The organism is Nocardioides marmorisolisilvae (genome assembly GCF_031656915.1).
In the GTDB taxonomy this organism is placed as follows: Bacteria; Actinomycetota; Actinomycetes; order Propionibacteriales; family Nocardioidaceae; genus Marmoricola; species Marmoricola terrisoli.
The window spans coordinates 3,400,327-3,426,399 of the sequence record NZ_CP134227.1; the positions used below are offsets into that span (position 1 = coordinate 3,400,327).

The 26,073-nt window shown below is 71.5% G+C and carries 28 protein-coding genes; 11 read left to right on the top strand and 17 right to left on the bottom strand.

Annotated elements, in window-relative coordinates; all coding sequences use genetic code 11:
* Positions 1 to 55 precede the first annotated feature (55 nt).
* From Q9R13_RS16385 to cysC, 3 genes are read right to left on the bottom strand one after another with little or no spacing between them, the layout of a single operon-like run.
* Positions 56 to 724: a histidine phosphatase family protein gene (locus tag Q9R13_RS16385; protein ID WP_310962244.1), complete on the bottom strand. Its 669-nt coding sequence runs from the start codon at positions 722 to 724 to the stop codon at positions 56 to 58.
* On the bottom strand, positions 721 to 1,725 hold the full coding sequence (locus Q9R13_RS16390) for a sulfite exporter TauE/SafE family protein (RefSeq protein ID WP_310962245.1): 1,005 nt from the start codon (positions 1,723 to 1,725) through the stop codon (positions 721 to 723). The genes Q9R13_RS16385 and Q9R13_RS16390 overlap by 4 nt, the downstream gene beginning before the upstream one ends.
* On the bottom strand, positions 1,725 to 2,906 hold the full coding sequence (gene cysC / locus Q9R13_RS16395) for an adenylyl-sulfate kinase (RefSeq protein WP_310962246.1): 1,182 nt from the start codon (positions 2,904 to 2,906) through the stop codon (positions 1,725 to 1,727). The genes Q9R13_RS16390 and cysC overlap by 1 nt, the downstream gene beginning before the upstream one ends.
* Before the next feature lie 136 nt (positions 2,907 to 3,042).
* Between cysC and Q9R13_RS16400 the strand changes: the two genes are divergently transcribed.
* The 6 genes from Q9R13_RS16400 (at position 3,043) to Q9R13_RS16425 (ending at position 7,957) form a co-directional block, all read left to right on the top strand.
* On the top strand, positions 3,043 to 4,008 hold the full coding sequence (locus Q9R13_RS16400; protein WP_310962247.1) for an asparaginase: 966 nt from the start codon (positions 3,043 to 3,045) through the stop codon (positions 4,006 to 4,008).
* 117 nt (positions 4,009 to 4,125) lie between these two features.
* The gene (locus Q9R13_RS16405; RefSeq protein WP_310962248.1) at positions 4,126 to 4,551 is read left to right on the top strand and encodes a helix-turn-helix domain-containing protein; all 426 of its coding nucleotides are present in this window, start codon (positions 4,126 to 4,128) and stop codon (positions 4,549 to 4,551) included.
* 2 nt (positions 4,552 to 4,553) lie between these two features.
* Positions 4,554 to 5,159: a hypothetical protein gene (locus Q9R13_RS16410; protein ID WP_310962249.1), complete on the top strand. Its 606-nt coding sequence runs from the start codon at positions 4,554 to 4,556 to the stop codon at positions 5,157 to 5,159.
* A 96-nt stretch (positions 5,160 to 5,255) separates the two neighbouring features.
* The gene (locus tag Q9R13_RS16415) at positions 5,256 to 5,540 is read left to right on the top strand and encodes a DUF2516 family protein (protein ID WP_310962250.1); all 285 of its coding nucleotides are present in this window, start codon (positions 5,256 to 5,258) and stop codon (positions 5,538 to 5,540) included.
* Positions 5,537 to 7,009, top strand: coding sequence for a sugar transferase (locus Q9R13_RS16420; protein WP_310962251.1), 1,473 nt, complete (start codon positions 5,537 to 5,539; stop codon positions 7,007 to 7,009). The genes Q9R13_RS16415 and Q9R13_RS16420 overlap by 4 nt, the downstream gene beginning before the upstream one ends.
* A 72-nt stretch (positions 7,010 to 7,081) precedes the next feature.
* The gene (locus tag Q9R13_RS16425) at positions 7,082 to 7,957 is read left to right on the top strand and encodes a hypothetical protein (RefSeq protein WP_310962252.1); all 876 of its coding nucleotides are present in this window, start codon (positions 7,082 to 7,084) and stop codon (positions 7,955 to 7,957) included.
* A 50-nt stretch (positions 7,958 to 8,007) separates the two neighbouring features.
* Here the strand turns inward: Q9R13_RS16425 and typA are convergent, their stop codons facing one another.
* Positions 8,008 to 9,900 carry a translational GTPase TypA gene (gene typA / locus Q9R13_RS16430; RefSeq protein ID WP_310962253.1) on the bottom strand — a complete coding sequence of 631 codons (1,893 nt, stop codon included), beginning with the start codon at positions 9,898 to 9,900 and terminating at the stop codon, positions 8,008 to 8,010.
* A gap of 96 nt (positions 9,901 to 9,996) precedes the next feature.
* Between typA and Q9R13_RS16435 the strand changes: the two genes are divergently transcribed.
* A complete protein-coding gene (locus Q9R13_RS16435) occupies positions 9,997 to 10,521 on the top strand; it encodes an arsenate reductase/protein-tyrosine-phosphatase family protein (RefSeq protein WP_310962254.1) in 525 nt (174 codons plus the stop codon).
* Positions 10,518 to 11,342: an N-acetylmuramoyl-L-alanine amidase gene (locus Q9R13_RS16440; RefSeq protein WP_310962255.1), complete on the top strand. Its 825-nt coding sequence runs from the start codon at positions 10,518 to 10,520 to the stop codon at positions 11,340 to 11,342. The genes Q9R13_RS16435 and Q9R13_RS16440 overlap by 4 nt, the downstream gene beginning before the upstream one ends.
* Before the next feature lie 205 nt (positions 11,343 to 11,547).
* Here Q9R13_RS16440 and Q9R13_RS16445 read toward each other — a convergent pair whose 3' ends face one another.
* A complete protein-coding gene (locus Q9R13_RS16445; RefSeq protein WP_310962256.1) occupies positions 11,548 to 12,294 on the bottom strand; it encodes an SDR family NAD(P)-dependent oxidoreductase in 747 nt (248 codons plus the stop codon).
* A 64-nt stretch (positions 12,295 to 12,358) separates the two neighbouring features.
* On the opposite strand from Q9R13_RS16445, the gene mshA reads away from it, so the two are divergent.
* Both mshA and Q9R13_RS16455 read left to right on the top strand, forming a co-directional pair.
* Positions 12,359 to 13,642 (top strand): D-inositol-3-phosphate glycosyltransferase, encoded by a 1,284-nt coding sequence (mshA, locus tag Q9R13_RS16450; RefSeq protein ID WP_458295152.1) that lies wholly within the window; start codon positions 12,359 to 12,361, stop codon positions 13,640 to 13,642.
* Positions 13,643 to 13,700: 58 nt separating this feature from the next.
* Positions 13,701 to 14,162: a YbjN domain-containing protein gene (locus tag Q9R13_RS16455; RefSeq protein ID WP_458295170.1), complete on the top strand. Its 462-nt coding sequence runs from the start codon at positions 13,701 to 13,703 to the stop codon at positions 14,160 to 14,162.
* 3 nt (positions 14,163 to 14,165) lie between these two features.
* Here the strand turns inward: Q9R13_RS16455 and Q9R13_RS16460 are convergent, their stop codons facing one another.
* The 3 genes from Q9R13_RS16460 to Q9R13_RS16470 all read right to left on the bottom strand — a co-directional run bounded on the left by Q9R13_RS16460 (position 14,166) and on the right by Q9R13_RS16470 (position 17,026).
* Complete coding sequence (locus Q9R13_RS16460; protein WP_310962257.1) at positions 14,166 to 15,095, bottom strand: DMT family transporter; 930 nt, start codon at positions 15,093 to 15,095, stop codon at positions 14,166 to 14,168.
* Positions 15,096 to 15,269: 174 nt separating this feature from the next.
* On the bottom strand, positions 15,270 to 16,325 hold the full coding sequence (locus tag Q9R13_RS16465) for an S-adenosylmethionine:tRNA ribosyltransferase-isomerase (RefSeq protein ID WP_310962258.1): 1,056 nt from the start codon (positions 16,323 to 16,325) through the stop codon (positions 15,270 to 15,272).
* Entirely contained in the window at positions 16,322 to 17,026 is a 705-nt protein-coding gene (locus Q9R13_RS16470) for an SDR family NAD(P)-dependent oxidoreductase (protein WP_310962259.1), read from the bottom strand. Before Q9R13_RS16470 ends, Q9R13_RS16465 begins: the two co-directional genes overlap by 4 nt.
* 69 nt (positions 17,027 to 17,095) lie before the next feature.
* Here Q9R13_RS16470 and soxR point away from each other — a divergent pair, with 69 nt between their 5' ends.
* Positions 17,096 to 17,572: a redox-sensitive transcriptional activator SoxR gene (gene soxR / locus Q9R13_RS16475; RefSeq protein ID WP_310962260.1), complete on the top strand. Its 477-nt coding sequence runs from the start codon at positions 17,096 to 17,098 to the stop codon at positions 17,570 to 17,572.
* 7 nt (positions 17,573 to 17,579) lie between these two features.
* Here soxR and Q9R13_RS16480 read toward each other — a convergent pair whose 3' ends face one another.
* The 9 genes from Q9R13_RS16480 to Q9R13_RS16520 form a co-directional block, all read right to left on the bottom strand.
* A complete protein-coding gene (locus Q9R13_RS16480; protein ID WP_310962261.1) occupies positions 17,580 to 18,260 on the bottom strand; it encodes a response regulator transcription factor in 681 nt (226 codons plus the stop codon).
* Positions 18,257 to 19,414 (bottom strand): sensor histidine kinase, encoded by a 1,158-nt coding sequence (locus tag Q9R13_RS16485; protein WP_310962262.1) that lies wholly within the window; start codon positions 19,412 to 19,414, stop codon positions 18,257 to 18,259. Before Q9R13_RS16485 ends, Q9R13_RS16480 begins: the two co-directional genes overlap by 4 nt.
* A 36-nt stretch (positions 19,415 to 19,450) precedes the next feature.
* The gene (pstB, locus tag Q9R13_RS16490; RefSeq protein WP_310962263.1) at positions 19,451 to 20,230 is read right to left on the bottom strand and encodes a phosphate ABC transporter ATP-binding protein PstB; all 780 of its coding nucleotides are present in this window, start codon (positions 20,228 to 20,230) and stop codon (positions 19,451 to 19,453) included.
* Positions 20,231 to 20,239: 9 nt separating this feature from the next.
* Entirely contained in the window at positions 20,240 to 21,325 is a 1,086-nt protein-coding gene (gene pstA / locus Q9R13_RS16495; protein ID WP_310962264.1) for a phosphate ABC transporter permease PstA, read from the bottom strand.
* Positions 21,322 to 22,350: a phosphate ABC transporter permease subunit PstC gene (gene pstC / locus Q9R13_RS16500; protein WP_310962265.1), complete on the bottom strand. Its 1,029-nt coding sequence runs from the start codon at positions 22,348 to 22,350 to the stop codon at positions 21,322 to 21,324. Before pstC ends, pstA begins: the two co-directional genes overlap by 4 nt.
* A gap of 7 nt (positions 22,351 to 22,357) precedes the next feature.
* Positions 22,358 to 23,476, bottom strand: coding sequence for a phosphate ABC transporter substrate-binding protein PstS (pstS, locus tag Q9R13_RS16505; RefSeq protein WP_310962266.1), 1,119 nt, complete (start codon positions 23,474 to 23,476; stop codon positions 22,358 to 22,360).
* A gap of 336 nt (positions 23,477 to 23,812) precedes the next feature.
* Positions 23,813 to 24,550: a phosphoglyceromutase gene (locus Q9R13_RS16510; protein WP_310962267.1), complete on the bottom strand. Its 738-nt coding sequence runs from the start codon at positions 24,548 to 24,550 to the stop codon at positions 23,813 to 23,815.
* On the bottom strand, positions 24,547 to 25,113 hold the full coding sequence (locus tag Q9R13_RS16515) for a copper chaperone PCu(A)C (RefSeq protein WP_310962268.1): 567 nt from the start codon (positions 25,111 to 25,113) through the stop codon (positions 24,547 to 24,549). Before Q9R13_RS16515 ends, Q9R13_RS16510 begins: the two co-directional genes overlap by 4 nt.
* Positions 25,114 to 25,163: 50 nt before the next feature.
* Positions 25,164 to 25,907, bottom strand: coding sequence for a UbiA family prenyltransferase (locus tag Q9R13_RS16520; RefSeq protein WP_310962269.1), 744 nt, complete (start codon positions 25,905 to 25,907; stop codon positions 25,164 to 25,166).
* Between the last annotated feature and the right edge of the window lie 166 nt (positions 25,908 to 26,073).

A 26,073-nucleotide genomic window follows, 5' to 3' on the forward strand; every position in this document is an offset into this window, starting at 1 on the left:
CGGTCGCTCGGTCACCACGACGGTGCTCGACCGGCTGGTCGCGCTGCCTGAGAGATCAGTCCAGCGGGGCGCGGCCGGTCGGATCCTGGGCGGTCGGGTCCTCGAGGAGGTCGCCACCGATCGGGTGGTTGTTCCACGCGGTGATCAGCCAGCTGTCGTCGGTGCGCTCCAGCTCGATGCAGCCGGTGTTGCGCATCGGTTCCAGCGCGACGTCGGCCCACTCGCCGGAGCCCTCGTCGGTGGCGCGCAGCCCGACCCAGGTGCGGATCGCGGCGCCATGGCTCACCACCAGCGCGGTCCCGGCGCCGGACCGGGCGATCGAGTCGATGGCGGCGTCGTACCGCGCCAGGAACTCGACCCCGGTCTCGCCGCCCGGCATCCGCTCCTCCGGCTGGCCGAACAGCCAGGTCGCGACGGTGTGCAGGTAGGTGTCGCGGGCGGCGTCGTCGGTGCGCATCTCCTGGTCACCGGCGCGGATCTCCCGCAGCCCGGGGAGTACGACGGGCGACAGGCCTAGCCGGTCGGCCAGCGGGGCTGCGGTCTGGGCCGTCCGCAGCAGGGTGGAGGTGAAGATCGCGTCCACCCCGCGGTCGGCCAGCACGGTCGCCGCGGCGTCGGCCTGGGCATGCCCGAGGTCGGTCAGCGGCGCGCCCGGCTCGTCGGTGTCCAGCGCGCCGGACACGTTCGAGTGGGTCTGGCCGTGGCGGAGCAGCAGTAGTCTCATCGGTCCTCGGCAGCGTGCTCGTCGTGCCCGGGACGTGAGCCCCTCGAAGCGCCTCCCGCGCCACCGTGGCCGTTGCGCTCGGGCAGCCGCCACGCGGCGGCGTCGTTGTCGAACGCCGGGAGCCCACGGGTCTGCCGGATGTAGGCCCACAGCAGCGGCCCGAGCAGCAGCATCGCGCCGCCGGCGATCGCGATCCAGGTGGGGGAGACACCGAGCATGTTCAGCCCGGTCAGGGTCAGCATGATCACGATGCCGCGCCGGATCACCGACTGCGAGACCCAGCCGGCGATCCGCGCACCGAGGTAGGTGCCAGGCGTGCTGCCCACCACCAGTGGGATCAGCACCGCCCACTGCACGCCGTCGACGATCACGTGGCTGATGGCCGCGGAGACGATCAGCGGCACCGCCTGGAGCAGGTCGGTGCCGACCAGCTTCACCGCGCTCAGCGTCGGGTAGAGCAGCAGCAGCGCCACCATGATCAGCGAGCCGGAGCCCACGGAGGTGACCCCGACGAGCAGGCCGCCGACGATGCCGACCAGCAGTGTCGGCAGCGGCTTCACCGCAGGGGTCTGGTCGGGCACCTCGTTGCCGCCGGTGACGTAGCGCAGCTGGATGTACATCCGGATCGAGTAGGTGACCGCGGTCAGCAGCAGCGCGCCGCCGATCGCCAGCTTGACGAAGTTCTCCTGCTCTTTGGTCGCGCCGATCGCCTTGACGATGAACGCGCCGGCGAAGGCGGTCGGCACCGAGCCGATCACCAGCCACATCACCAGCTTGGGGTTGGGCGAGCCACGCCGGAAGTGCACCGCGGCGCCCACCGGCTTGCTGATCGCCGAGGACACCAGGTCGTTGGTGACCGCGGCCATCGGGTTGATGCCGAGCACGATCAGCGCCGGCGTCATCAGCGCGCCGCCGCCCATCCCGGTCAGGCCGACCACGATGCCGATGCCGAAGCTCACGACCAGCACGCTCAGCGCGGCGGTGGTCAACAGATCATGCATCAGGCGCTCCTGAATCGCTTGCCGAGCGGGTCGTCGTCGATGGTGAACGGCAGTGCCTTCACCACGTCGGTGAGCGCGTCGTCGATGCTGCGGCCGGTGGTGTCCACGACCACGGTCGCGTCCTCTGGAGTCTCGTAGGGGCTGGAGATGCCGGTGAACTCCGGGATCTCGCCGGCGCGCGCCTTGGCGTAGAGCCCCTTGCGGTCGCGTCGCTCGCACTCCTCCAGCGGGGTGGCGACGTGCACCAGCACGAACTCGCCGCCGGCGTCGGCCACCATCTGCCGTACCGCCTTGCGGGTCGCGTCGAACGGCGCGATCGGCGAGCAGATCGCGACCCCGCGATGCCGGGCGATCTCGGCCGCCACCCAGCCGATCCGACGGATGTTGGTCTCCCGGTCCTCCTTGGAGAAGGTCAGGCCGGCGCTGAGGTTGCGTCGTACGACGTCGCCGTCGAGGCTGGTGACCGTCCGGTGCCCGGCCTCGAGGAGCTGGTCGTGCAGCGCCCGGGCCAGGGTCGACTTGCCGCTGCCGGACAGCCCGGTGAAGAACACCACCACGCCCGGCTCAGTCGGCTGGTCCTGCTCGATCACCTCGGCGACCCGGGCCGGTCGGGCGCCCTTGCCGTGGACGTAGTCGGAGACCTCGTCGTCGCCGGCGTAGTTCGCGAGCACCGCGGCGCGCAGGTCGGGGTCGGTGTGCGCCAGGGGTACGGCGACCACGTCGGCCTGCTCGCGCAGCTCTGCCGCCGTGGCCAGGCACGCCCGGACCAGCCCGACCGGCGTCAGCCCGACCGGGGCACCGACCCCGCACAGCGCCACCAGCACCACCGGCCGGCCCTCGCGTCGGGCCTCCACGAGCATCAGGTCCTCGGTCGACGGCGCCCGGTCGACGGGCACGAACAGGGCGCCGGCGTACTGCTCGCGGACCTGCGCCGGGGTGAGGTGCAGCCGGCGGAACGGGCCGTAGGCAGGGTGGCTCAGCGCGCTCAGCGCACCGTCGGCCGCGCGGTGCGCCAGCGGCAGCCCCTCGGGGTCGACCAGCTCGACCTCTCCGGCCGGAGCGTCCAGGGCGACGACCCCGCCGGGCTCGTCGAAGCGGTCCCGCGGCGCCAGGGCGCCCGCGAGCAGCAGCTCGAGGTCGTCCAGCTCTCGGGGCGTGGGGCAGTGTTGCGGCACAGGCACGGGCGACATCCTCCCAGACGCCCGCAGCCGCCGCGCTGGTAACGCGAGGTGAGCGGGACGTGCCTCGGATCGCGCCGCTCTGGGGCGACAACCCCGCGGCGCATCGGTCGCCGCGACCGCCACTACGCTCGGCTCCATGGGTCAGCCTGTCGTCGTCGCCGAGATCGTCCGCTCCGGTTTCACCGAAGGGCACCACTACGGGTCGATGGTGGCGCTCGGCCCGGACGGCAGCACGGCGTACGCCGTCGGCGAGGTGGGCGCGCAGATCCTGCCGCGCTCGTGCAACAAGCCGATCCAGGCGCTCGGCATGCTGTACGCCGGCTTGGCGCTCGAGCCGCAGCTGCTGGCGCTGGCCTGTGCGTCGCATTCGGGCGAGCCCTTCCACATCGAGGGGGTACGCCGGATCCTCGCCGGCGCCGGCCTGACCGAGGACGCCCTGCAGACCCCGCGGGACTATCCGCTCGACGACGACGCCCGCGACGCCGTGATCCGCGCGGGCGACGGCCGGCAGTCGGTGCTGATGAACTGCTCGGGCAAGCACGCCGCCATGCTGGCGACCTGCGTCGCGAACGGCTGGCCCACCGAGACCTACCTCGACCCCGACCACCCGCTGCAGCAGCAGATCGCGCGCACCTTCGCCGAGCTCACCGGCGAGCCGGTCGGCACCGTGGCGGTCGACGGCTGCGGGGCGCCGTTGCTGTCCACCTCGCTGACCGGGCTGGCCCGGGCGTTCGCCCGCCTGGCCACCGCCACCGACGGGCCCGAGCGGCTGATCGCCGAGGCGATCCGGGCGCACCCGGAGTACGTCTCCGGCAGCACCCGCGACGAGCTCGCCCTGCTGCGCGCGATCCCCGGCGCGATCGGCAAGGCGGGCGCGGAGTCCTGCTACGTCGTCGCGCTGCCCGACGGTCGCGCGCTCGCGCTGAAGACCGACGACGGCGCGCCCCGGGCCCGGCCGGTGGTGATGGCCGGGCTGCTGCGGCGCCTGGGCTGGGACGAGGACGAGGGCGTCGACACCGCCGCCGTACGACGGACCGGCGAGGCGCCGCTGCTCGGCGGCGGGCGCCAGGTGGGCGAGATCCGCCCGGTCGTGACCGGTTGATGCATGCAACGGCTAGCAGTCGTTGAGCCTTGAACAACCCAGAGAACCAAGGGGTCTGTGACTCGACTCACCCGGCCACGATTTGATGTGCTAACAATTGTTAGCAACACTGGCCTCGTGGCCAAGTCCAAGTTCGGCAAGACCGTCGACTCGCTGGGGGAGTACCTCCATGACCAGCGGGTCGCCGCGCAGCTGTCCCTGCGTCAGCTCGCGGAGCAGACCGGGGTGTCGAACCCCTACCTGAGCCAGATCGAGCGCGGCCTGCGCCGCCCGTCGGCCGAGGTGCTGCAACAGATCGCCAAGGCGCTTCGGATCTCCGCCGAGCAGCTCTATGTGCAGGCCGGCATCCTCAACGCCGAGGACGAGCACGTCCGGTCCGTCGAGCTCGCGATCCTCGGCGACCCGGTGCTGACCGAGCGGCAGAAGCAGTCCCTGTTGGACGTCTACCAGTCCTTCAGGATCACGGCTGTCGCGGCCACGCTGCCCACCCCAGACTCCGAGCCCGTTGCTGACGGCTCCGAGACCGACACACAAGGAGATTGAGAATGGCCAAGACCCAGTTCAACGTTGAGCAGATCAAGACCGAGGCCGTGAAGCCGTTCTTCGCGGTCGCCGGTGCCACCGAGCTCGCCGTCGACGTGGCGCGTGGCTACGCGACCGAGGCGCAGAAGACCTACCAGAAGCGCGTCGACGCCGTGCAGGCCCGCGTGTCCAAGGTCGAGTACCGCGACGCCAAGGCGCTCCAGGGCCAGGCCCGCGAGGTCGTCACCGCCCGCGTCGAGGAGCTCTCCAAGGAGGCCCGCGAGGCGCAGGCCCGCTTCGAGGCCCGCATCGCCGAGCTGCGCGACGAGGCCAAGGGCTTCCCGGCCCGCGTGCAGGCCCAGGTCGACGAGGCCGTCGCCGACCTGACCGAGACCTACGCCGACCTGGCCAAGCGGGGCGAGAAGTTCGTCGCCGCGCTGCGCAAGGACGGCGTCAAGGCCCTCACCGCGGTGAAGAAGGCGCCGTCGCGCTCCACCACCGTGCGCCGCGAGAAGGCCGTCTCGGCCGCCAAGAGCGCGCCGGCGAAGAAGGCCACCGCCAAGAAGGCTCCCGCCAAGAAGGCCCCGGCGAAGAGCACCGCGAAGAAGGCTGCTCCCAAGAGCGCCTGACCTCGCCTCGACGAGGGCCTCGGGGACAGCTCCCCGGGGCCCTTCGTCGTCCTCGGAGCGGCCCCAAACCGGGCGCCGAGCGGTTAGCCTAGGCCCGTGGCCGTCTTCGACTTCGAGTACTACACCGAGCTGGTGCTCTTCGTGCTGATGGCTGCCCTGGAGGTCTTCGCGTTCGTCGACGCGGTGCTGCGTCCTGCGGCCGGCTTCACGGCGGCCGGCAAGCTCAGCAAGCCGGCCTGGCTGCTGATCCTCGCTCTGGCGATGGTCACCTGCGTGGCCTTCCAGTCGCCGATGAGCATCCTCGGGCTGCTCGGCATCGTTGCCGCCGGGGTCTATCTGGCCGACGTCCGCCCGGCGGTCGCGGCGATCACCCGACGGTGACCGCGTCGCGGCAGGTGGACGCGGTGGCGATCGATGCGCCACCGATCACGAGCGGGCGCACCCACCTGCAGCGACGGCTCGACCAGGCGGTGACGCTGGTCTTCCTGGTCGACATCGTCGCCCTGGTTGCTGCCTCCCTGCTCGCCTGGCAGCTGCGCGCAGGCATCGACTCGCGCTGGAGCACCCCGTTCACCACCGGCCACCTCCAGCCGAGCGCTGGACCGTGGCTGGTCGCCCTGTGGGCACTGGTGCTGCTCGCCGGCGGCGCCTACGACCCTCGAGAGTTCGGCGCCAAGCTCGAGGAGTTCCGCTCCATCGTGCTCTGCTCGGTGATCACCTTGGGACTGGTCGGCTTCATCGGCTTCCTCTCCCAGAGCCGGATGTCCCGCGGCTACGTGCTGCTGCTGTTCGCCATCGGGATCCCGCTGCTGCTGGTGGTCCGGTACGCCGACCGCAAGGTGATCCACGCCCTGCGCCAGCGCGGCCGGCTGATCCACCGGGTCATCGCGGTCGGCCACCCCGGGTCGGTCGCCGAGCTCGACGCGGTGCTCCGCCGCGAGCCCTGGACCGGCTACCGCGTCGTCGGGATGTGCGCGCCCGTCGGCGTCGACACCGGCGCGCTGACCCTGCTCGGCACTGTCGACGAGCTGCCGCGGATCGCGGTGGAGACCGAGGCGGACACGGTGCTGGTCGCCGGCGGGTCCTACTCGTCGGCCTCCGAGCTGCGGCGGCTCGGCTGGGCGCTCGAGGGGCTCGACCTGGACATGCTGGTGGTGCCGTCGCTGACCGACGTGGCCGGCCCGCGGGTGCACTTCTCCCACGTCGCCGGGCTGCCGCTGGTGCACGTCCAGGAGCCCCAGATCGACGAGGCGATGGGCCTGGTCAAGCGCACCTTCGACCTGGTGATCTCCGCCGGCCTGCTCGTCGTACTCGCCCTGCCGATGCTGGTGGTCGCGCTGGTGATCAAGGCCCAGGACGGCGGCCCGGTCTTCTATCGGCAGCATCGGGTCGGCGGCCAGCAGCGCGACTTCGGGATGTTCAAGTTCCGCTCGATGGTGGTCGGCGCCGACCGCGTCCGCACCGAGCTCGACCACGCCAACGAGACCGACGGGCTGCTGTTCAAGATCCGTGAGGACCCGCGGGTGACCAGATTCGGCCGGTTCATCCGGAAGTACTCCATCGACGAGATCCCGCAGTTGTTCAACGTGATCCGCGGCGAGATGAGCCTGGTCGGGCCGCGGCCGCCGCTGCCCGAGGAGGTCGCGCAGTATGACGGCGACGTGCATCGTCGGCTGCTGGTCCGTCCCGGGATGACCGGCCTGTGGCAGGTCTCCGGCCGCTCGGACCTGTCCTGGGAGGAGTCGGTCCGCCTCGACCTCTACTACGTCGACAACTGGTCGCTGACCTCCGATCTGGTGATCCTGCTGAAGACCGCCCGCGCCGTACTGCTGTCCTCCGGCGCCTACTAGCACCGAGCCGCGGCCCTGCCTGGGCCCTGTGGACATCCGCTGCGGGCCGGCCGCGATGGGTAGGCAGCCGGGATGGAGATCGACGAGTGCCTCTCGTGGCACGGCGGGTTCATGTCCTACCGCCTCCTGGTCGCCGAGTTCGGCCGTGGCGATGTGCGAGCCGCGCTGCGGCAGGGCCGGATCGTGCGGGTGGGCCGGGGCAGCTACGGCCTGCCCGGAGGCCCCGAGGCCCGCGCCGCGGCGCGCCGCCTCGCCGGCGTCCTCTCCCACACCAGCGCCGCGATCGAGCACGGATGGCCGGTCAAGGTGCTGCCCCGGCAGCCGCATGTGACCGTTCCCCGACACCGCACCGTCGCGGCCGGGAGGCGCCGGCAGGTCACGGTGCACTACGCAGACGTCCGGACCGACGGCCTGGTCACCACCCCGGCGCAGACGGTGGTGGACTGCGCCCGGGCACTGCCCTTCGATGAGGCGCTGTGCATCGCAGACTCCGCCCTGCGCTCGGGCATGGTCACCGCAGCGGAGCTCGAGGCCGCTGCTCTCGCGGCGCCGCGGACCGGCCGGAGCCGCGCGATCCGAGTCGTGACGGCCGCGGACGCACGAGCCGCCAATCCGTTCGAGTCGGTGATCCGCGCCATCTCACTGGAGTTCCCGCAGCTCAACTTGGAGCCGCAGGTGCAGATCGCCGGGCTGGGCCGCCCCGACCTCCACGATCGCCGGCTCGGCCTCGTCGTGGAGTGCGACTCGTTCCGATTCCACGCCTCGCGGGCGGCCCTGGTGCACGACATCGAGCGCTACAACGAGTGCGCGCAACGCTCGCTCTCGCTGCTCCGGTTCGCCTGGGAGCACTCGATGCTGCGCCAGGACTACGTCCGCGAGCAGTTCAGCACCTGGCTGGTTGCGCACGGGCTGTCAGTTCAGCGGCCCGTGCGACCGACGCCCGCGTGAGAGGACTGCGATCGGCCGGGTCGTGCGCGAACTGACAGCCCTTGTGCCGCTCAGCCGCGCCGGGCGCGGGCGGCCGACTTGGCCCGGTCGTGCTGGTCGAGGACCACCTTGCGGATCCGGACCGCATCCGGAGTCACCTCGACGCACTCGTCGTCGCGGCAGAACTCCAAGGACTGCTCCAGCGACAGCTTCTTCGGCGGGATCAGCTTCTCGAAGTTGTCCGAGGTGGCCGACCGCACGTTGGTCTGCTGCTTCTCCTTGGTGATGTTGACGTCCATGTCGTCGGCGCGGGAGTTCTCCCCGACGATCATGCCCTCGTAGACCTCGGTGGTCGGCTCGACGAAGAGGACACCGCGCTCCTGCAGGTTCGTCATCGCGTAGGCCGTGGCCGCGCCGGACCGGTCCGCCACCAGCGAGCCCTGCGAGCGTGAGCGGATCTCGCCGGCCCACGGCTCGTAGCCCTCGGAGATGTGGTGGGCGATGCCGGTGCCGCGGGTGATGGTGAGGAACTCCGTGCGGAAGCCGATCAGCCCACGGGACGGGACCAGGAACTCCATCCGCACCCAGCCGGTGCCGTGGTTGGTCATCTGCTCCAGCCGCCCCTTGCGCACGGCGAGCAGCTGGGTGATCGCACCGAGGTGCTCCTCGGGGGCGTCGACGGTCAGCCGCTCCGTCGGCTCGTGCAGCTTGCCGTCGATCTCGCGGGTCACCACCTGCGGCTTGCCGACGGTCAGCTCGAAGCCCTCCCGGCGCATCTGCTCGACCAGGATCGCCAGCGCCAGCTCGCCGCGGCCCTGCACCTCCCACGCGTCGGGACGCTCGGTGGGGAGCACCTTCAGCGAGACGTTGCCGACCAGCTCGGAGTCGAGGCGGTCCTTGACCAGCCTCGCGGTGACCTTGGTGTTCTTGGTCGGCCCGCGACCGGCCAGCGGTGAGGTGTTGGTGCCGATGGTCATCGAGATGGCCGGCTCGTCGACGTGGATCAGCGGCAGCGCCACCGGGCTCTCCGGGTCGGCCAGCGTCTCGCCGATGGTGATGTCCGGGATGCCGGCGACGGCAACGATGTCACCCGGCCCGGCGCTCTCGCCCGGCTTGCGCTCGAGGCCCTCGGTGACCAGGAGCTCGGTGATCTTGACGTTCTTGGTGGTGCCGTCGCGCCGGATCCAGGCGACGTTCTGGCCCTTGCGCAGGTTGCCCTCGTGGATCCGGACCAGCGCGAGGCGGCCCAGGAACGGCGACGCGTCGAGGTTGGTAACGTGCGCCTGGAGCGGCGCGCCGTCGGTGTAGGTCGGCGCCGGGATCGTGTCCAGGATCGTCTTGAACAGCGGCTCGAGGTTGTCCCCCTCGGGCATCGACGCGTTCTCCGGCTGGGTCAGGCTCGCGATGCCCGCACGCCCGGAGGCGTAGACGACGGGGAAGTCGAGCGCGTCCTGGCTGTGCGACTCGTCGAGCAGGTCCAAGAACAGCTCGTAGGTCTCGTCGACCACCTCGGCGATCCGGGCGTCACCCCGGTCGGTCTTGTTCACCACCAGGATCACCGGCATATCGGCGTTGAGCGCCTTGCGCAGCACGAACCGGGTCTGCGGCAGCGGGCCCTCGGAGGCGTCGACCAGCAGCACGATGCCGTCGACCATCGACAGCCCGCGCTCGACCTCGCCACCGAAGTCGGCGTGGCCGGGGGTGTCGATGATGTTGATCGTCATCGGCTTGCCCTCGGCCGCGGGGCCGGCGTAGTGCACCGCGGTGTTCTTCGCGAGGATGGTGATGCCCTTCTCGCGCTCCAGCTCGCCGGTGTCCATCGCGCGCTCGGCTACGCTCTCCGCCTGGTGCGCGGTGAACGCTCCCGCCTGGCGCAGCATCGCGTCGACCAGCGTGGTCTTGCCGTGGTCGACGTGGGCGACGATTGCCACGTTTCGTAGGTCGGAGCGGGACTGGCGCGACATAGAATGCTTTCAAGGGTGAGGGCAGGTCTGAGCCGCCGTAGGGAGGGTGGGGGTTGTTGCGTCGAGGACGCAGCACCCGAGTCTATCGTGGATGACGTGACCAGGTTCCGCGTGCTCTTCGTCTGCATCGGGAACGTGTGCCGTTCGCCGTTGGGCGAGCGACTGATGCAGCTGCGGCTGCCGGCCGAGGGCTTCGAGGTCGCCAGCGCCGGCGTGAACGCCCTCGAGGGCGCCCCGATGTCCCCGGAGTCCGCCGCCGAGCTGGCAGCCCGGGGCGGCCGGGCCGACGGGTTCGTGGCGCGGCGGCTCACCGAGCAGATGCTGCGCGATGCCGACCTGGTGCTGACCGCCACGCTCGAGATCCGGTCGCGGGTCCTCAGCGAGGTGCCCTCGGCGCTGCGCCGGACCTTCACCGTGCGCGAGTTCGCCGCCCTGCTCGAGGAGGTCGACGACCCCGACCTCAACGGGCTGGTCGCCGCGGCCGCAGCAGCCCGCTCGCGGGCCCGGCTGGAGGACTACGACGTCCCCGACCCCTGGCAGCGCGGGCTCGAGCTGCACGCCCGGGCGGCCACCCTGATGGACGAGGCCGTCAGCCGGATCGCCAAGGGACTGAGCCGGTGACCCGTCGACTCGCCCTCACCGCGGGCCCGTGGGCGCTCGCGCTCGCCGTGCTGGTCAGTCTGATTCCCGGGGTCGCGCATGCGCCGGGCACGCCGTACCGGCAGACGTCGTACAGCTCCAGCGGGGGCGCGCACCTGGCCGGCCGGCTGCCGCTGGCTGGCATCCGGATCGCGCTTGACCCGGGGCACCAGCTCGGCAACCACAACTTCCCCGCGGAGATCAACCGCATCGTCAAGGCGGGGCGCGACTACCGCAAGGCCTGCAACACCACCGGAACCGCCATCGACGGAGGGCTGCCCGAGGCCACCATCGTGTGGCGGATCGCCCGGCAGGCGCGCGCCCGGCTGGAGCAGCTCGGCGCGAAGGTGTTCCTCACCCGCGGCTCCAACAGCGAGCGCCGGTGGGGTCCCTGCGTGGACACGCGTGGCCGGTTCGGCAAGAGGGTCGACGCCCGGCTGATGGTGAGCATCCACGCCGACGGCGAGGTGAACCGCTCCTTCCACGGCTTCCACGTGATCCCGCCGTCGCGCGGGCACCTGGTCAAGCCGTCGAACGTGCGCCCGTCGATGCGCCTGGCCAAGGCCGTCCGGCGCGGCTTCGACCGGCACCACATCGCCCGGTCGAACTACATCGGCGGCGGTACGGCGCTGAACCCCCGCAACGACCTCGGCACCCTGAACATGGCCCGGGTGCCGGTCGCGATGGTCGAGATCGGCAACGTCCACAACCGCTCCGACGCTCATCAGATGAGCACCGTCCGGGGCCGGCACCGCTACGCCATGGCCGTGGTGGCCGGGATCCGGGCGTTCCTGGGCCGATGACTTTCCCAGGTTAAGAACCCAAAGTCGCCCTTCCCACAGGAGAGTTGGTGTGTGAAGAGGGACATTCCTGGGGGAAGTACGGCGGATCCGCGCCTCGCCGTACTCCCAGCGACTCGGCACCCGCAAACACGCCACTGATTCGGATCAGGCCGCGAGAATGTGACCCGATGCGTGACCGATGGGTTCTTAACCTGGGAAAGGTCGCTCAGCCGAAGATCGGGCCGCGGTGCAGCTTGTGCTGGGCGGCCTGGGCCACCGGGCGGATCACCAGCTCGTCGATGTTGACGTGGCGGGGCAGCGAGGCGACCCAGCGGATCGCCTCGGCGACGTCGGTGGCCACGAGCGGGGAGTCGACATCGGCGTAGACGGCCTCGGCACGGTCGCGGTCGCCACCGAAGCGGACCAGCGAGAACTCCTCGGTGTGCACCATCCCGGGCGCGATCTCGGTGACCCGGATCGGCTCGCCGTTGAGCTCCAGGCGAAGCGTCTGGGTCACCACCCGGGTGCCGTGCTTGGCGGCCGTGTAGCCACCCCCACCCTCGTACGCGACCCGCCCGGCGGTCGAGCCCACGTTGACCACCAGTCCCTGGCCACTGGCGCGCAGGGCGGGCAGCAGGGTCTGGGTGACCCGGACCAGGCCGAGCACGTTGACGTCGTACATCTGCTGCCAGTCGGCCAGGTCGGCGGACTCGACCGGGTCGGAGCCCAGCGCGCCACCGGCACAGTTGACGAGTACGTCGAGCCGCCCGCCGACCGCCTCGGCCAGCGCGGAGACCGAGTCGGGCGAGGTCACGTCGCAGGTGATCGCGGTCCCGTCGATCTCCTCGGCCAGCGCTGCGATCCGGTCGGCCCGGCGCGCCACGCAGACCACCGAGAACCCGTCGGCGGCGAGGGCGCGGGCCGTCGCCTCGCCGATGCCGCTGCTCGCGCCGGTCACCAGTGCGGTCGTCATCTGCACACCGCCGAGGGTACAAGTCGGGGAATGGACGACAATCAGGGGACGTTGGAGGTTGGACGTGGACCAGCAGCAGATCACGCAGCAGCGCGGGAAGCCCCTGCGCCGGGTCGCGATGATCAGCCTGCACACCTCCCCGCTCGACCAGCCGGGCACCGGCGACGCCGGCGGGATGAACGTCTACGTCACCGAGGTCGCCCGCCAGCTCGCCCGGCGGGGCATCGAGGTGGACATCTTCACCCGGGCCACCTCGTCGGGACATGCGACCGAGGTCGAGATGACCCCCGGCGTCGCCGTACGCCACATGGTCGCCGGGCCGTTCGAGGGGCTGACCAAGGGCGAGCTGCCCGGCCAGCTGTGCACCTTCGCGCGTGAGGTGCTGCGCACCGAGGCGTCCTTCGACCCCGGCCACTACGACGTGGTGCACAGCCACTACTGGCTCTCCGGCCAGGTCGGCGCGCTCGCCCGGGACCGATGGGGGGTCCCGCTGGTGCACTCGATGCACACCATGGCCAAGGTCAAGAACGAGCTGCTCGCCGAGGGCGACGTCCCCGAGCCGACCGCCCGGATCATCGGCGAGGAGCAGGTCGTCGAGGCCGCGGACATGCTGATCGCGAACACCGTCGACGAGGCCAAGGACCTGGTCAACAGCTACGACGCGGACCCGACCCGGGTCGAGGTGGTCCACCCCGGCGTCGACCTGGCGCTGTTCCGACCGACCCCGCAGGCGGAGGCCCGCGGCCGGCTCGGCCTGCCCGAGGACGCCGACGTGCTGCTGTTCGTCGGACGGATCCAGCCGCTGAAGGCCCCCGACGTACTCCTCCGGGCGGCCGCCGCGCTGCTCGACCGCCAACCCGAGCGGCGCCGTCGGCTCGTGGTCGCGGTGGTCGGCGGGCCGTCCGGCACCGGCCTGGAGCACCCCGAGTCGCTGTCCCAGCTGGCCGGCGAGCTCGGCCTGGCCGACGTGGTGCGCTTCGTGCCGCCGGTCGATCGCGCCGACCTCGTCGACTGGTACGCCGCCGCCTCGCTGGTCTGCGTGCCCTCCTACAACGAGTCCTTCGGGCTGGTCGCCATCGAGGCCCAGGCCGTCGGGACGCCCGTCGTCGCCGCAGCGGTCGGCGGGCTGCCCACCGCGGTCGCCGACGGCCGATCCGGCCTGCTCGTCGACGGGCACGCGCCCGCCGACTGGGCGGATGCCATCGGCCGGATCCTGCAGGACCCGCCGCTGCGTGCCCGGATGTCCGCCGCCGCCGTCGAGCACGCGGCCCGGTTCAGCTGGTCCCGTACGGCGCAGGCGACCCTGTCCGTCTACGAGCAGGCCCGGGAGCTGATGCATCGTGACTGAACCGACTGAGGGACTCGACGCGACGCCGGACCCGGAGCGCCAGGCCCTCGCCCAGCTGATCCACGACACCCTGGTGGACGGCGAGATCGAGTTCACCCGGCGCGGTGACGTCTTCGACGTCGTACTCCCCGGCGAGCGCAAGCTCCAGACGCCCGTCCGGCTGGAGATCGGCCCGCATGCGCTCGGCGTGCACGCGTTCGTGTGCCGCCGGCCCGACGAGAACTTCGAGGGGGTCTACCGCTGGATGCTCGAACGGAACATGCGGATGTTCGGGGTGGCGTTCGGACTCGACGCGCTCGGTGACATCTACCTCGACGGCCGGCTGCCGCTGTCGGTCATCACCGCCGACGAGATCGACCGGCTGCTCGGCTCGGTGCTCAGCTATGCCGACGAGTCGTTCAACGTGCTGCTCGAGCTCGGCTTCGCCTCCTCGATCCGCAAGGAGTGGGAGTGGCGCCTCGAGCGCGGCGAGTCCACCCGCAACCTCGAGGCCTTCGAGGCGCTCCGCCCGCGCGACTGAGGGCTACTGCGACGCGGGCATGACCTCCGGGACCTCCGGCGTCGCCGCGACCCGAGGCCTGCGACGGGTCACCAGCACGCCGGCGATGCACAGCACCCCGCCCACGAACGCCAGCGCCGGCGGCACCTCACCGAGCATCAGCCAGGCCAGCCCGGTCGCGATGAACGGCACCAGGAACGTGGTCAGCGCCAGCCTCCCGGCGTCGCTGGACTTCAGCGCGAACGCCCAGGTGGTGAAGCCGATCGCGGTCGGGAAGACGCCGAGGTAGACGATCCACAGCAGGCTGCTGGCCGGCGCATGGCCGACGACATGCACGAGTTGGCCGGTCCACGGCAGGCAGACCACTGCGCCGGTCACGCACGCCAGGAAGGTGATCTCCAGGCCGGGCGTCCGGGCCAGCAGCGGCTTCTGGGCGAGGACGCCGATCGCGTAGGTCACCGCGGCGACGAGCGCCAGGCCGACGCCCAGCAGGTCGCCGTGTCCCTGGGAGGAGCCGCGCCCGATCGCCACCACGCCGAGGAACCCGACCGCCATCCCGATCAGCAGCCAGCGGGTCATCCGCTCGCCGAGGAACACCGTGGCGAGCAGCGCGACCAGGATCGGGCCCACCTGCACCAGCAGCGCCGAGGTGCCCGCGTCGATCCGGCGCTCGGCCGCGTTGAGCGCCAGGTTGTAGACGCCGAACCAGGCGACCCCGCACAGCAGCAGCAGCGGCAGGTCCCGCCGTGGCGGCCAGGTCGGCCCGCGTCGGAGCACCAACGCCCCCAGCACCGCGGAGGCGACCAGCAGCCTGCCGAGCGAGAGCGCGCCCGGCGGCACGTCGTGGCCCAGGTGCCGGATCGCCACGAAGGCGGATGCCCACAGCAGCAGGGTGACCGCGGCCGCGATGAGCGGGGCCGGGCCGGCGGTGCGGCTGGCCGGTGCGATCGTCACGGCAGCCAATCTAGGTGGCCCGATCCCTTGGGGGCACGCGGATTTCGGACACCGTCCGTCGAAATCCGGACAAGCTTCGTTGCACTCGGGCTGTCAGCTCGCCGGGGCGGCCCGTGGGCCACGCGGGGCCTGCCGGACCGGTGCCCCGAACTGACAGCCCTTCCGCCACAGCGATCAGGGCAGGAACAGTGCGGAGTCGCCGAACTCGTGCCAGAGGTAGCCCTCGGCCACGGCCGCGTCATACGCCCGCTGGGTCAGGTCCGCGCCGGCGACCGACTCGACGAGGAGCAGATGCGAGGCGTGCGGGTCGTGCCAGCCGGTGACCAGGCCGTCCACGACGCGGGCAGGATCGCTCGGGGAGATCACCCGCTCGGTCCAGCCGTGCCGCGCGACCACCGTGCCCGCATCGACGGCGGACTCCAGCGCCCGAGTCACCGTCGTGCCGACCGCGACCACGCGCCCGCCACCGGCGCGGGTGGCGTTCACCAGGCGCGCCGTCGGCTCGGTGACCTCGAACCACTCCGGCTGCGGCGCCTCACCGACCTCCTGGGACGAGACCCCGGTGTGCAGCGTGATCGGCGCGATGCCGATGCCCCGGGACACCAGTGCGCTCACCAGCGCGTCGGTGAAGGGGCGTCCGGCCGAGGGCATCTCGGCGCTTCCGGGGCGGGAATCGAAGACGGATCGGTAGGCCGACAACGGGTAGCGGCGATCGAGGTACCCGTAGGAGATCGGACGGCCGTGCCTGCGCAGCTCCTCGACCAGGTCGCCGTCGACGTGCGCCCGCCAGAGCCGGTTGCCGACGCCGGTCGGCGACGAGTGCTCGCGAGGGTACGGCGCCGCCAGCCGCAGCAGCACCCGGCCCACGAGCACGATGTCGCCGGTCGCGGCGTCGAGAACTGCCCGATCAGCAGCGGGCGCGGACCGCAGCTCGACCACCCAGTCGCCGTCGTCGAGCGGCATCGCCAGGTGGACGACCACCGGGTCGCCGCCGAGCAGACGGCCGTCGAGCTGCCGGGCCTCGGTCGCGGAGTTGTTCACCACCACGAGATCGCCGGCGGCGAGCTGCTCGGGAAGGTCGCGGAAGCGGACGTGACTGATCCCGTCGGGCCGGGCGACCAGCAGCCGCACCTGGTCACGGGCCAGGCCGCGCCACTCGGCGGGCGCCGGTGCGGTGGTCTCCAGCGGAGCGGGGAAGCGGGTGTGAGGGGAGTCGGTGAGCAGCGTCATGACGCCACCGCCGGCGCCAGCTCTGCGGCCCGGTACCGGCCCGACGCCGGTCGTTCGGTCAGCAGCGCGAGCAGGTGCGGCACCACCGTCCCCGGCAGCGGCCGGTCCGAGATGTCCTCGCCGGGGAAGGCCTGCTGGTGCATCGCGGTGCGCATGTCGCCGGGATCCACCGCGTAGGCCGTCACGCCGGTCTCGGCACCGAAGGTGAGGGTGACGTGGTCGAGCGCGGCTTTGCTGGCGCCGTACAGCCCCCAGGTGCCGTAGTGCTCGACGGCCGCGTCGGACGAGACCGACAGCAGGATCCCGTCGCTGTGCAGCAGGTGGGGGAGCAGCAGCCGGCTGAGCTCGAGCGGGGCCTCGACGTTGGTCGCGAAGACATCGGCCAACCCGTACGCCGGCGACTCGGCCAGGGTGCGCATCGGGCCCAGCTCGCTGGCGTTGTGCACCAGCAGGTCGAGACGGCCGAGCTCCTCGACGGCGTCGGCGAGCCGGGCCCTATGGGCGGCTGAGCGGACGTCGCCGGCGATGGCCCGGACCGGCAGGTCAGCGGTGGCCCGGCGCAGCCGGTCGGCATCCCGGCCGTCGGTGATCACCTGCCAGCCGCGGTCGGCGAGCGCAGCGACGAGGGCGAGCCCGAGGCCAGCGGAGCCGCCGGTGACGAGAGCGACCGGCGGTCGGGTGTTCTTGGATTCTGTGGTCATGTATGCCAGTGTTCAAGTTGAAGTGAACTTGAGATCAAGGGCTGACAGCACTTTTCTCTGGAGGCGAACGTGGACACGCACGACCGACTGCCGATGGGCGAGGTCTCCCGGCGCAGCGGCTTCGCCGCGTCGGCGCTGCGCTACTACGAGAGCCAGGGCCTGATCACGGCGGAGCGGTCGCCCGGCGGTCAACGCACGTTCGAGCGCAGCACGCTGCGCCGCCTCGCCTTCATCCGGGCGGCCGGGAACATTGGGCTGAGCATCGAGGAGATCCGCGGCGAGCTTGACCGGCTACCCCAGGGACGGACACCCACCAAGGCCGACTGGCAGCGCATCTCGCGGCATTGGCGGGGGCGGCTGGACGAGCAGATCGCTGCACTGCGTCGGCTGCGGGACGGGCTGGACTCGTGCATCGGCTGCGGCTGCCTGTCGATGAAGCGGTGTGCGATCTCCAACCCCGATGACGTCGCCGCGGGCAGCGAGGACGCCCCCGGCGCGGCGTACCTGCCTCGCATGCTGCGGCGCGACCTGCCGCACCGCCGCTGAGGCCCGTTCAGTCCTCGAGCTTGTAGCCCAGCCCGCGCACGGTGCGCAGCAGACGCGGCTGGCCCGGGTCCTCCTCGAGCTTCGCGCGCAGCCGCTTCACATGCACGTCCAGGGTCTTGGTGTCCCCGACGTAGTCGGCGCCCCAGACCCGGTCGATCAGCTGGCCACGGGTGAGCACCCGGCCGGCGTTGCGCAGCAGAGCCTCGAGGAGCTCGAACTCCTTCAGCGGCAGGGCGATCGGCTCACCACGGACGCTGACCTCGTGCCGCTCGACGTCCATCCGGACGCCTGCCGCGGACAGCACCTGCGGGTCGAGGTCGGGCACCTCGACGCCGCGCCGCAGCACCGCGCGGATCCGGGCGAGCAGCTCGCGAGGGGAGTACGGCTTGGTGACGTAGTCGTCCGCGCCGAGCTCGAGGCCGACCACCTTGTCGACCTCCTCGTCGCGGGCGCTGACCATGATCACCGGAACCTGCGAGACCTGCCGGATCCGCCGACACACCTCGGTGCCGGGCAGCCCGGGCAGCATCACGTCCAGCAGCACGATGTCGGCGCCTCCGCGCTCGAACGCAGCCAGCGCGTCCGGCCCGGTCGCGGCGACGGTGACCTCGAAGCCCTCGCGCTCCAGCAGGAACGAGAGCGCCTCGCGGTAGCTCTCCTCGTCCTCGACCACCAGCACCCGCGTCACGTCCGTGCCTCCCCCTGCTGCGGCGACAGGGCCGGCCGTGTCGCCGGACCTCGGTCGGGGCGGCGCGGCAGGGTCAGCGTGAACGTGGACCCCTCTCCCTCCACCGACCTGACGGTGACCTCACCGCCATGCGACGCCGCCACGTGCTTGACGATCGAGAGCCCCAGCCCGGTGCCACCGGTGGCCCGTGGCCGGGCCCGGTCGACGCGGTAGAAGCGCTCGAAGATCCGGTCCAGCTCGCCGGGCGGGATGCCCATCCCCATGTCGCTCACCGACAGCTCCACCATGTCGTCGCGGACGCGTGCGGTGACCTGCACGGTCGAGCCGTCCTCGGAGTACTTGACCGCGTTGGCCACCAGGTTGCCGAGCGCGAGGCCGATCTGGCCGGCGTGACCGAGCAGCACCAGCCCGGTGGGCGGGTAGGAGAGCACGATGCCGCGGGCATCCGCGTCGGTGTGCAGCTCATCGAAGGTGGTCACGACCAGCTCGTCCAGCGGCACCGCGGCCGGGGAGTCCAGCGGGTCGTCGTCCTGGAGTCGGGAGAGCTCGATGATCTGCTGCACCAGCCGGGTGAGCCGGTCGCTCTCCACGTGCATCCGGCCAGCGAACCGGCGTACCGCCTCGGGGTCGTCGGCGGCGTCGGCGACGGTGTCGGAGAGCAACTTCAGCGCACCGACGGGCGTCTTGAGCTCGTGGCTCACGTTGGCCACGAAGTCGCGTCGTACCGCCTCGACGCGGTGTTCGCGGCTGCGATCCTCGACCAGCGCCAGCACGAACCAGGAGCCCAGCGGCGCCACCCGGACGCTGACATGACGAGGCGGCTTCCCGGCGCTGCGGGGCACCACCAGCTCGGTCTCACGGACCTGGCCGTCGCGGCGTACCTGGGCGACCAGCTCGGCCAGCTCCGGTACGGCGATCCGCTGATCGCGGACCAGCCCGATCGCCACCGCGGGGGCCGAGGCCTTGAGCACGACGTCGTCGTCATCGACCACCAGGGCGCTGCTGCGCAGCACCGAGAGCACCGCGGCCACCCCGTCGGGGAGCGTCGGCGGCGTGACCGGGCCGGTCCGCAGCTCGCGCTCGCTGACCCGCCACGCGAGCACCACCCCTCCGCCGAGCACGACACCGAGCAGGGCGAACAGCAGCTCAGTCACGCTGCTGATCGTACGGTGCAGCCACCGCGGCGTAGGTCACCCGAACCGGCCGGATACGTAGGCCTCGGTGTCGGGGTTGTCCGGCGAGGAGAACACCTTCTCGGTCGGGTTCATCTCGACCAGCCGGCCCGGCCTGCCCGCTCCGGCCAGGTTGAAGAACGCGGTCTCCTGGGAAACCCGCGCGGCCTGCTGCATGTTGTGGGTGACGATCACGATCGTGTAGTCGCGCTTGAGCTCGCCGATCAGCGCCTCGATCGCCGATGTCGAGATCGGGTCGAGGGCCGAGCACGGCTCGTCCATCAGCAGCACCTGGGGGCGTACGGCGATGGCGCGCGCGATGCACAGCCGCTGCTGCTGGCCGCCGGAGAGGTCCTTGCCCGGCTTGTTCAGCCGGTCCTTGACCTCCTCCCACAGGTTCGCCCCACGCAGCGACCGCTCCACCACGTCGTCGGCCTCGCTCCGCGGGATCCGGCGGTTGTTCAGCTTCATCCCGGCCAGCACGTTGTCGTAGATCGACATCGTCGGGAACGGGTTGGGGCGCTGGAACACCATGCCGATCTGTCGACGCACCTCGACCGGGTCGACGCCGGCGTCGTACAGCGACTGGCCGTCCACCGCGACCGTGCCCTGCACGCGCGCGCCCGGCACCACCTCGTGCATCCGGTTCAACGAGCGCAGGAAGCTGGACTTCCCGCAGCCCGACGGGCCGATCAGCGCGGTCACCGAGCGGGCCGGGATGCGCATGCTGACCCCCTCGACCGCGAGGAAGTCGCCGTAGTAGATGTCGAGGTCGGTGACCTCGATGCTCTTCGCCATTTCGTGCTCCTATCGACGTCGGTGCACGCGCAGCGCGGGCAGCCGGCCGAGCGCGCGGGCAGCCAGGTTGAGCAGCACCACGATCGCGATCAGCACCAGCGCCGCACCCCAGGCGTGCCCTTGGGCGTACTCCGGGTGCAGCCCGGGCTGGGTGTAGCTGTAGTAGATGAACACCGGCAGGCTCTCCATCTGGCCGCCGAACAGGTTGGTGTTCACCGAGTCGGTGGCGCCGGCGATGATCAGCAGCGGCGCGGTCTCCCCGACCACCCGGGCGATGGCCAGGGTGACGCCGGTGATGATGCCGGCCCGCGCCGCCGGGAGAACGACTCGCACCACGGTGCGCCACTTCGGCACCCCGAGGGCGTACGACGCCTCCCGCAGCTCGACCGGGACCAGCCGGAGCATCTCCTCGGACGAGCGGACCACGATCGGCACCATCAGCAGCGACAGTGCCACCGATCCGCCGACGCCCAGGTGGATGCCCGGGCCCAGGACCAGCGCGAACACGGCGTAGGCGAACAGACCGGCCACGATCGAGGGGATCCCGGTCATCACGTCCACCAGGAACCGCAGCCCGGCGGCGGTCCGCGAGCTGCCGCCGTACTCGACCAGGTAGATCGCGGCGAGCAGGCCCAGCGGCACCGAGATCGCGGTCGCCGCCAGGGTGATCAGCACGGTGCCGACGACGGCGTGGTAGATCCCACCGCCGCTGCCGATCACGTTGCGCATCGACCAGGTCAGGAACTCGCCGTCGATCTGGCCCGCCCCGAGCGCGACCACCTGTTGGATCAGGGACACCAACGGCACCAGCGCGACCGCGAGCGCGACCCACACCAGTGAGGTCGCGAGTCGGTCGACCGCGGCGCGGCTGTTCTCGACCACCGCCGACCAGGCCGGCAGCGCCGCCGCGTGCAGGGCCGCGGCCAGGGCGACGACGGCGAATGGGCTCCAGCGAAGGCCGATGCCGACCAGGCACGCAGCCGCCAGCGAGACGACCGCGGTCAGGGCGGGAGCCCAGCCGGGCAGCCGGCCCTTGCGGACGACGAGCCGGGCGAACTGAGGTTGGTGGATCGGCTCGAACAGGACGTCGGTCATCGGCCGAGGCTCCTTCCACGGGAGGCGACGAGGGCACGCGCCGCCACGTTGACGGCCAGCGTGATCGCGAACAGCACCAGCCCGCTGGCGATCAGCGCGTTGACCGCGAGGCCACTGGACTCGGGGAAGTTCAGGGCGATGTTCGCCGCGATCGTCGAGGGATTGGTGCTGGAGGTGAGGTCGAAGGTGACGACTCCGGTGGCCGAGAGCACCATCGCGACCGCCATCGTCTCGCCGAGTGCCCGGCCCAGGCCGAGCATGACCGCCGACACCAGGCCGCTGCGGGCATAGGGGAGTACGGCGAGCCGGACCATCTCCCACCGGGTGGCGCCGAGCGCCAGCGCGGCCTCCTCCTGCAACAGCGGGGTCTGGGCGAAGATCTCGCGGGCGATCGCGGTGACGATCGGCAGCACCATGATCGCCAGCACGATGGCCGCGGTCAGGATCGTCCGGCCGGTCGGGGAGACCGGGCCGCTGAAGAACGCCAGCCAGGACAGGTGCTCTCCGAGCCACTGGTACACCGGCACCAGCCGGGGTCCCAGGACACCGATGCCCCACAATCCGTAGACCACGCTGGGGATCGCAGCCAGCAGGTCGACCACGTGACCGATCGCCCGGCCGACCGGGCGTGGGGTGAAGTGGGAGACCGCCAGCGCGACCCCGACGCTGAGCGGGGCGGCGATCAGCATCGCCAGCGTCGCGGCCAGCACCGTGCCGAACACCAGCGGCCACAGGTACGCGACCAGGTTGCCGTGTCCGCGCAGGTCGAGCGGGCCGGCCTTCAGCGCGGGCAGGCCCTCGCTGGTCAAGAACACCACCACGCCCACCAGGGCGAGCAGGATCACCAGCCCGGCGGAGCGCGCCGTACCCGCGAAGACTCGGTCGCCCAGGCGGTTCCTGGACGACCCGGCCCACACGTCAGACCGGATCCGCCGATCTCCCGCCCGCTGCGCGTCACCATCCGGGCGCCCGGCGGGGTGACCCTCGTGAGGGCGTCGAACGGTGGATCCGGTCTTCATGCTCATGCCGACCTCAGCTGCTCGCGATGCTGTCGATCAGGGCTGCTGCCTTCTTCTGCAGCTTCGCCGGGAGCGGGGCCGATCCGGCTGCCTGCGCTGCCTGCCGCTGGCCCTCGCTGCTGACCACGTGGGCGAGGTAGCTCCTGACCAGATCGGCGCGGGCCGCGGGGTAGGTCGGGCAGGCGATCAGGTAGGACGTGAGCATCAGCGGGTAGGCGCCGGGCGCGGTCGTGGTCCGGTCCACCTGCACGGCGAGATCCGAGGCGGGACGGCCCGACTCCAGCGGCGAGACCGACAGCGCCTTGGCTGCGCCGGCCGCCGAGGGGGCGACGTACTGCTTGCCGACCCGGATCGAGGCGACACTGAGACCGCCGGCCTGGCTCTCGTCGACGTACGCGATCGTGCCCTTGCCTGCCTTGACCGCCGCCACCATGCCCGAGGTGCCGCTGGCGCCCTCACCCGACCTCAGCGGCCAGTCACCGCTGGGTGCGGCCTGCCAGACGCCGCCACTCGCGGCGTGCAAGTAGTCGGTGAAGTTGTCGGTGGTCCCCGACGAGTCGGACCGGTGGACCGGCGTGATGGCGGTGCTCGGCAGCGTGCCGCTGTTGAGCGCGGCGATCGCGGGGTCGTTCCAGCGGGTGATCCTCCCGGCGAAGATGCCGGCCAGAGTCTTCGCGTCGAGGCGCAGGTGCGCGACGCCGGGGAGGTTGTAGACGATCGCGATCGGGCTGACGTAGTCGGGGACCTCGATCGCGTCGGCACCGCAACGCTTCTTGGCCGCGGCGACCTCGCCGGCTGCCGGGTCGAGGGCGGCGTCGGAGCCGGCGAAGTCGGAGCCACCGGAGAGGAACTGCTCGCGGCCGGCGCCGGAGCCGCTGGGGTTGTAGTTCACGGTCGCGGAGGGGTTGGCCTCCTGGAAGCTGGCTCGCCACGCCTCCTGCGCGGCCTGCTGGGCGCTGGACCCGGCCCCGTTGAGGGTGCCGGACACGCCGGCGCCGTGATCGCTGGTCAGCTGGGTCTCGTTAGCCGCCCCGCAGGCCGACACCGTCAGCCCGAGGGCGACGACGGCCAGGGAGGCGGTCAGGATGGGGCGGGCGTTCCGCCGTACTGGGGATGTCGATTCATGTCTCACGCCCCGCACCGTAGGCAGCCCAGGTGTCCGGCTCCGGTGCCCCAGGTGAACACCCGGTGAACGGACCGGCAACAGTGCGCCCCGGGGGCGGGTTGAGTTGGGCCCTGCCGTCCGTTGAGTCGGGCCCTGCCGTCCGTTGAGTCGGGCCCTGCCGTCCGTTGAGTCGGGCCCTGCCGTCCGTTGAGTCGGGCCCTGCCGTCCGTTGAGTCTGGGGTTGCGGCCCGTTGAGTCGGGGGTCGCGGTCGGGTCCCGAGCGCGAGCACCCGACTGGTCGGACCACGAGGTCCAACTCAACGGACGCGGAGGCCCAACTCAACGGGCGGGGGAGAGAGAGGGTCAGCGGCCCTGGTTGGCGACGGCGGCGGCTGCGGCCGCGGCGGCGTCGGGGTCGAGGTAGCGGCCGGGTGCGGTCGGGCGGCCGGCATCGTCGAGGTCGTAGACCAGCGGCATCCCGGTAGGGATGTTCAGCCCGGCGATGTCGTCGTCGGAGATCTCGTCGAGATGCTTGACGATCGCGCGCAGGCTGTTGCCGTGGGCGGCGACCAGCACCACATCTTGCTCGGCCAGGTCGGGCACGATGGAGGACTCCCAGTAGGGCAGCAGCCGGGCGATCACGTCCTTGAGGCACTCCGTGCGGGGCAGGTCCGCGCCGAGATCGGCGTAGCGCGGGTCACCGGAGGAGGAGAACTCGTCGTCCTCGTCGATCGGCGGCGGGGGTACGTCGAAGGACCGGCGCCAGAGCGTGAACTGCTCCTCGCCGTACTCCTCCAGGGTCCGCTTCTTGTCCTTGCCCTGCAGCGCTCCGTAGTGCCGTTCGTTGAGCCGCCAGGACCGACGCACCGGGATCCAGTGCCGATCCGCGGTGTCGAGCGCGATGTTCGCGGTGGTGATCGCGCGCCGCAGCAACGAGGTGTGTACGACGGTCGGCAGCAGCCCGGCCTCGACCAATTGTCGACCGCCGTGGACGGCCTCCGCGCGACCCTTGTCGGTCAGCGGCACGTCCACCCAGCCGGTGAAGAGGTTCTTGGCGTTCCAGTCGCTCTCCCCGTGCCGGAGCAGGACCAGCGTGCTCACTGGCTCGGCGTGGCCGACGGCGACGCGCCGGACGACGGCGACGCACTGCCCGAGGGGCTGCTCGAGGGGCCGTTCGAGGGGCTCTTCGACGGGCTCTTGGTCGGGAGCGGGCCGACCGGCACCTTCGCGAAGTAGGCCGTGTTCGAGAACACCGGCGTGTTGATCTTGGTGGTCTGGCCGCTGGCGAACTGCAGCGTCAGCTCGACGTAGCCGCCGGCCTTGATCGACGGATCGCTCAGCCGGATCTTGCCCGAGGTGGCGAGGTTGACCGCTCCCGCCGGCGGGATCTTGATGGTCTTGTTGCTGACCGCGTCGCTGACCGAGACCAGCTGGTCGGCCTGGGTCTGGTTCTTGTTCACCAGCGTGCCCGCGAACGTCCCGGTGCCGGGGGTCTTGCTGACCACGACGGCGTTAAGAATGTCGACCTCCCCGCTGCGGTTGTTCGAGCCCGCGGCGGCCTGGTAGACCTGATCGGTCTGGGCGCCGAAGCCGCAGGCCGCGGTCAGCGGGATGAGCAGCAACAGGGCCGGGCCGGCGAGCCGGCGGCGAAGGTGCGACTTCACGTGGGCGGTCCTTTCGGGGGAACAGACGGCTGACACCCTAGCGCCCCGGCTCACCACTGGCGCAGACCGGGATCGATCCCGATCACGATGAAAGCAGCGAGCACGAGCGCGCTGACCACCACGGTGGCGACCAGCAGCCGCGGTGCCCCGACCCGCAGCGCGATCACCAGCGGCAGGTTGCGTACGCCGCTGCGGTTGTCGCCGACCAGGTCGGGCAGGGTGGTGGCGAAGTGGACGCACAGCCCCACGAACGCGCTGACCAGGATGAACTGCCAGGTCGGGTCGTCGCCATGCCGACCACCGGCCCAGCCGCCGTACGCGAGGAAGACGGGGTAGAGGGCGAAGGTCAGCATCCAGCCGACGAACGAGAAGGGCGTGCGGTGCAGGATCCGGTCGTGCACGAACGCCACCACCAGGGTGGCCAACAGCGCGGCGCCGGCGAGCGTGCCGTTCTGCAGCGACAGCGGGATCGCGATCAGCACCAGCACGGCGATCGTGAAGGTCACGTTCCCCCGCGGTACGGCGCCGCTCGCGACAGGCTTGTCGGCCACCTCGCCATGCCGGTCCAGCGGAGCGTCGAAGAGGTCGTTCAACAGCCCGGCGGCCAGCTGCACCACGAGTACGGCGGCCGCGGCCACCAGCGACTGGACCCAGCCGCGGTCGCTGTAGAACGCGAGAACGCCGATCGCGAGGGCCAGCACGACCGCCTGGCGGGGATGGGCGGCGCCCAGCAGCAGCCGCCACTGGGCGTGGGTCCGGCTGGGACCCGAGACGGTTGCGGCCACGGTGCTCATCACACCGGAGTATCCGGTGTATGTCACCTCGACGCGACCGGTTCCGGGGAGCCGAAAGTGACGGCAAGGACCTCGAGCCGCACATGGAAGGCGTTCTTGTCAAGCCCTGATTCGGCCTCTGACCTGCGCAAACGCGAAAATCGTGTCGGCGTGCGCGTGTTAGACT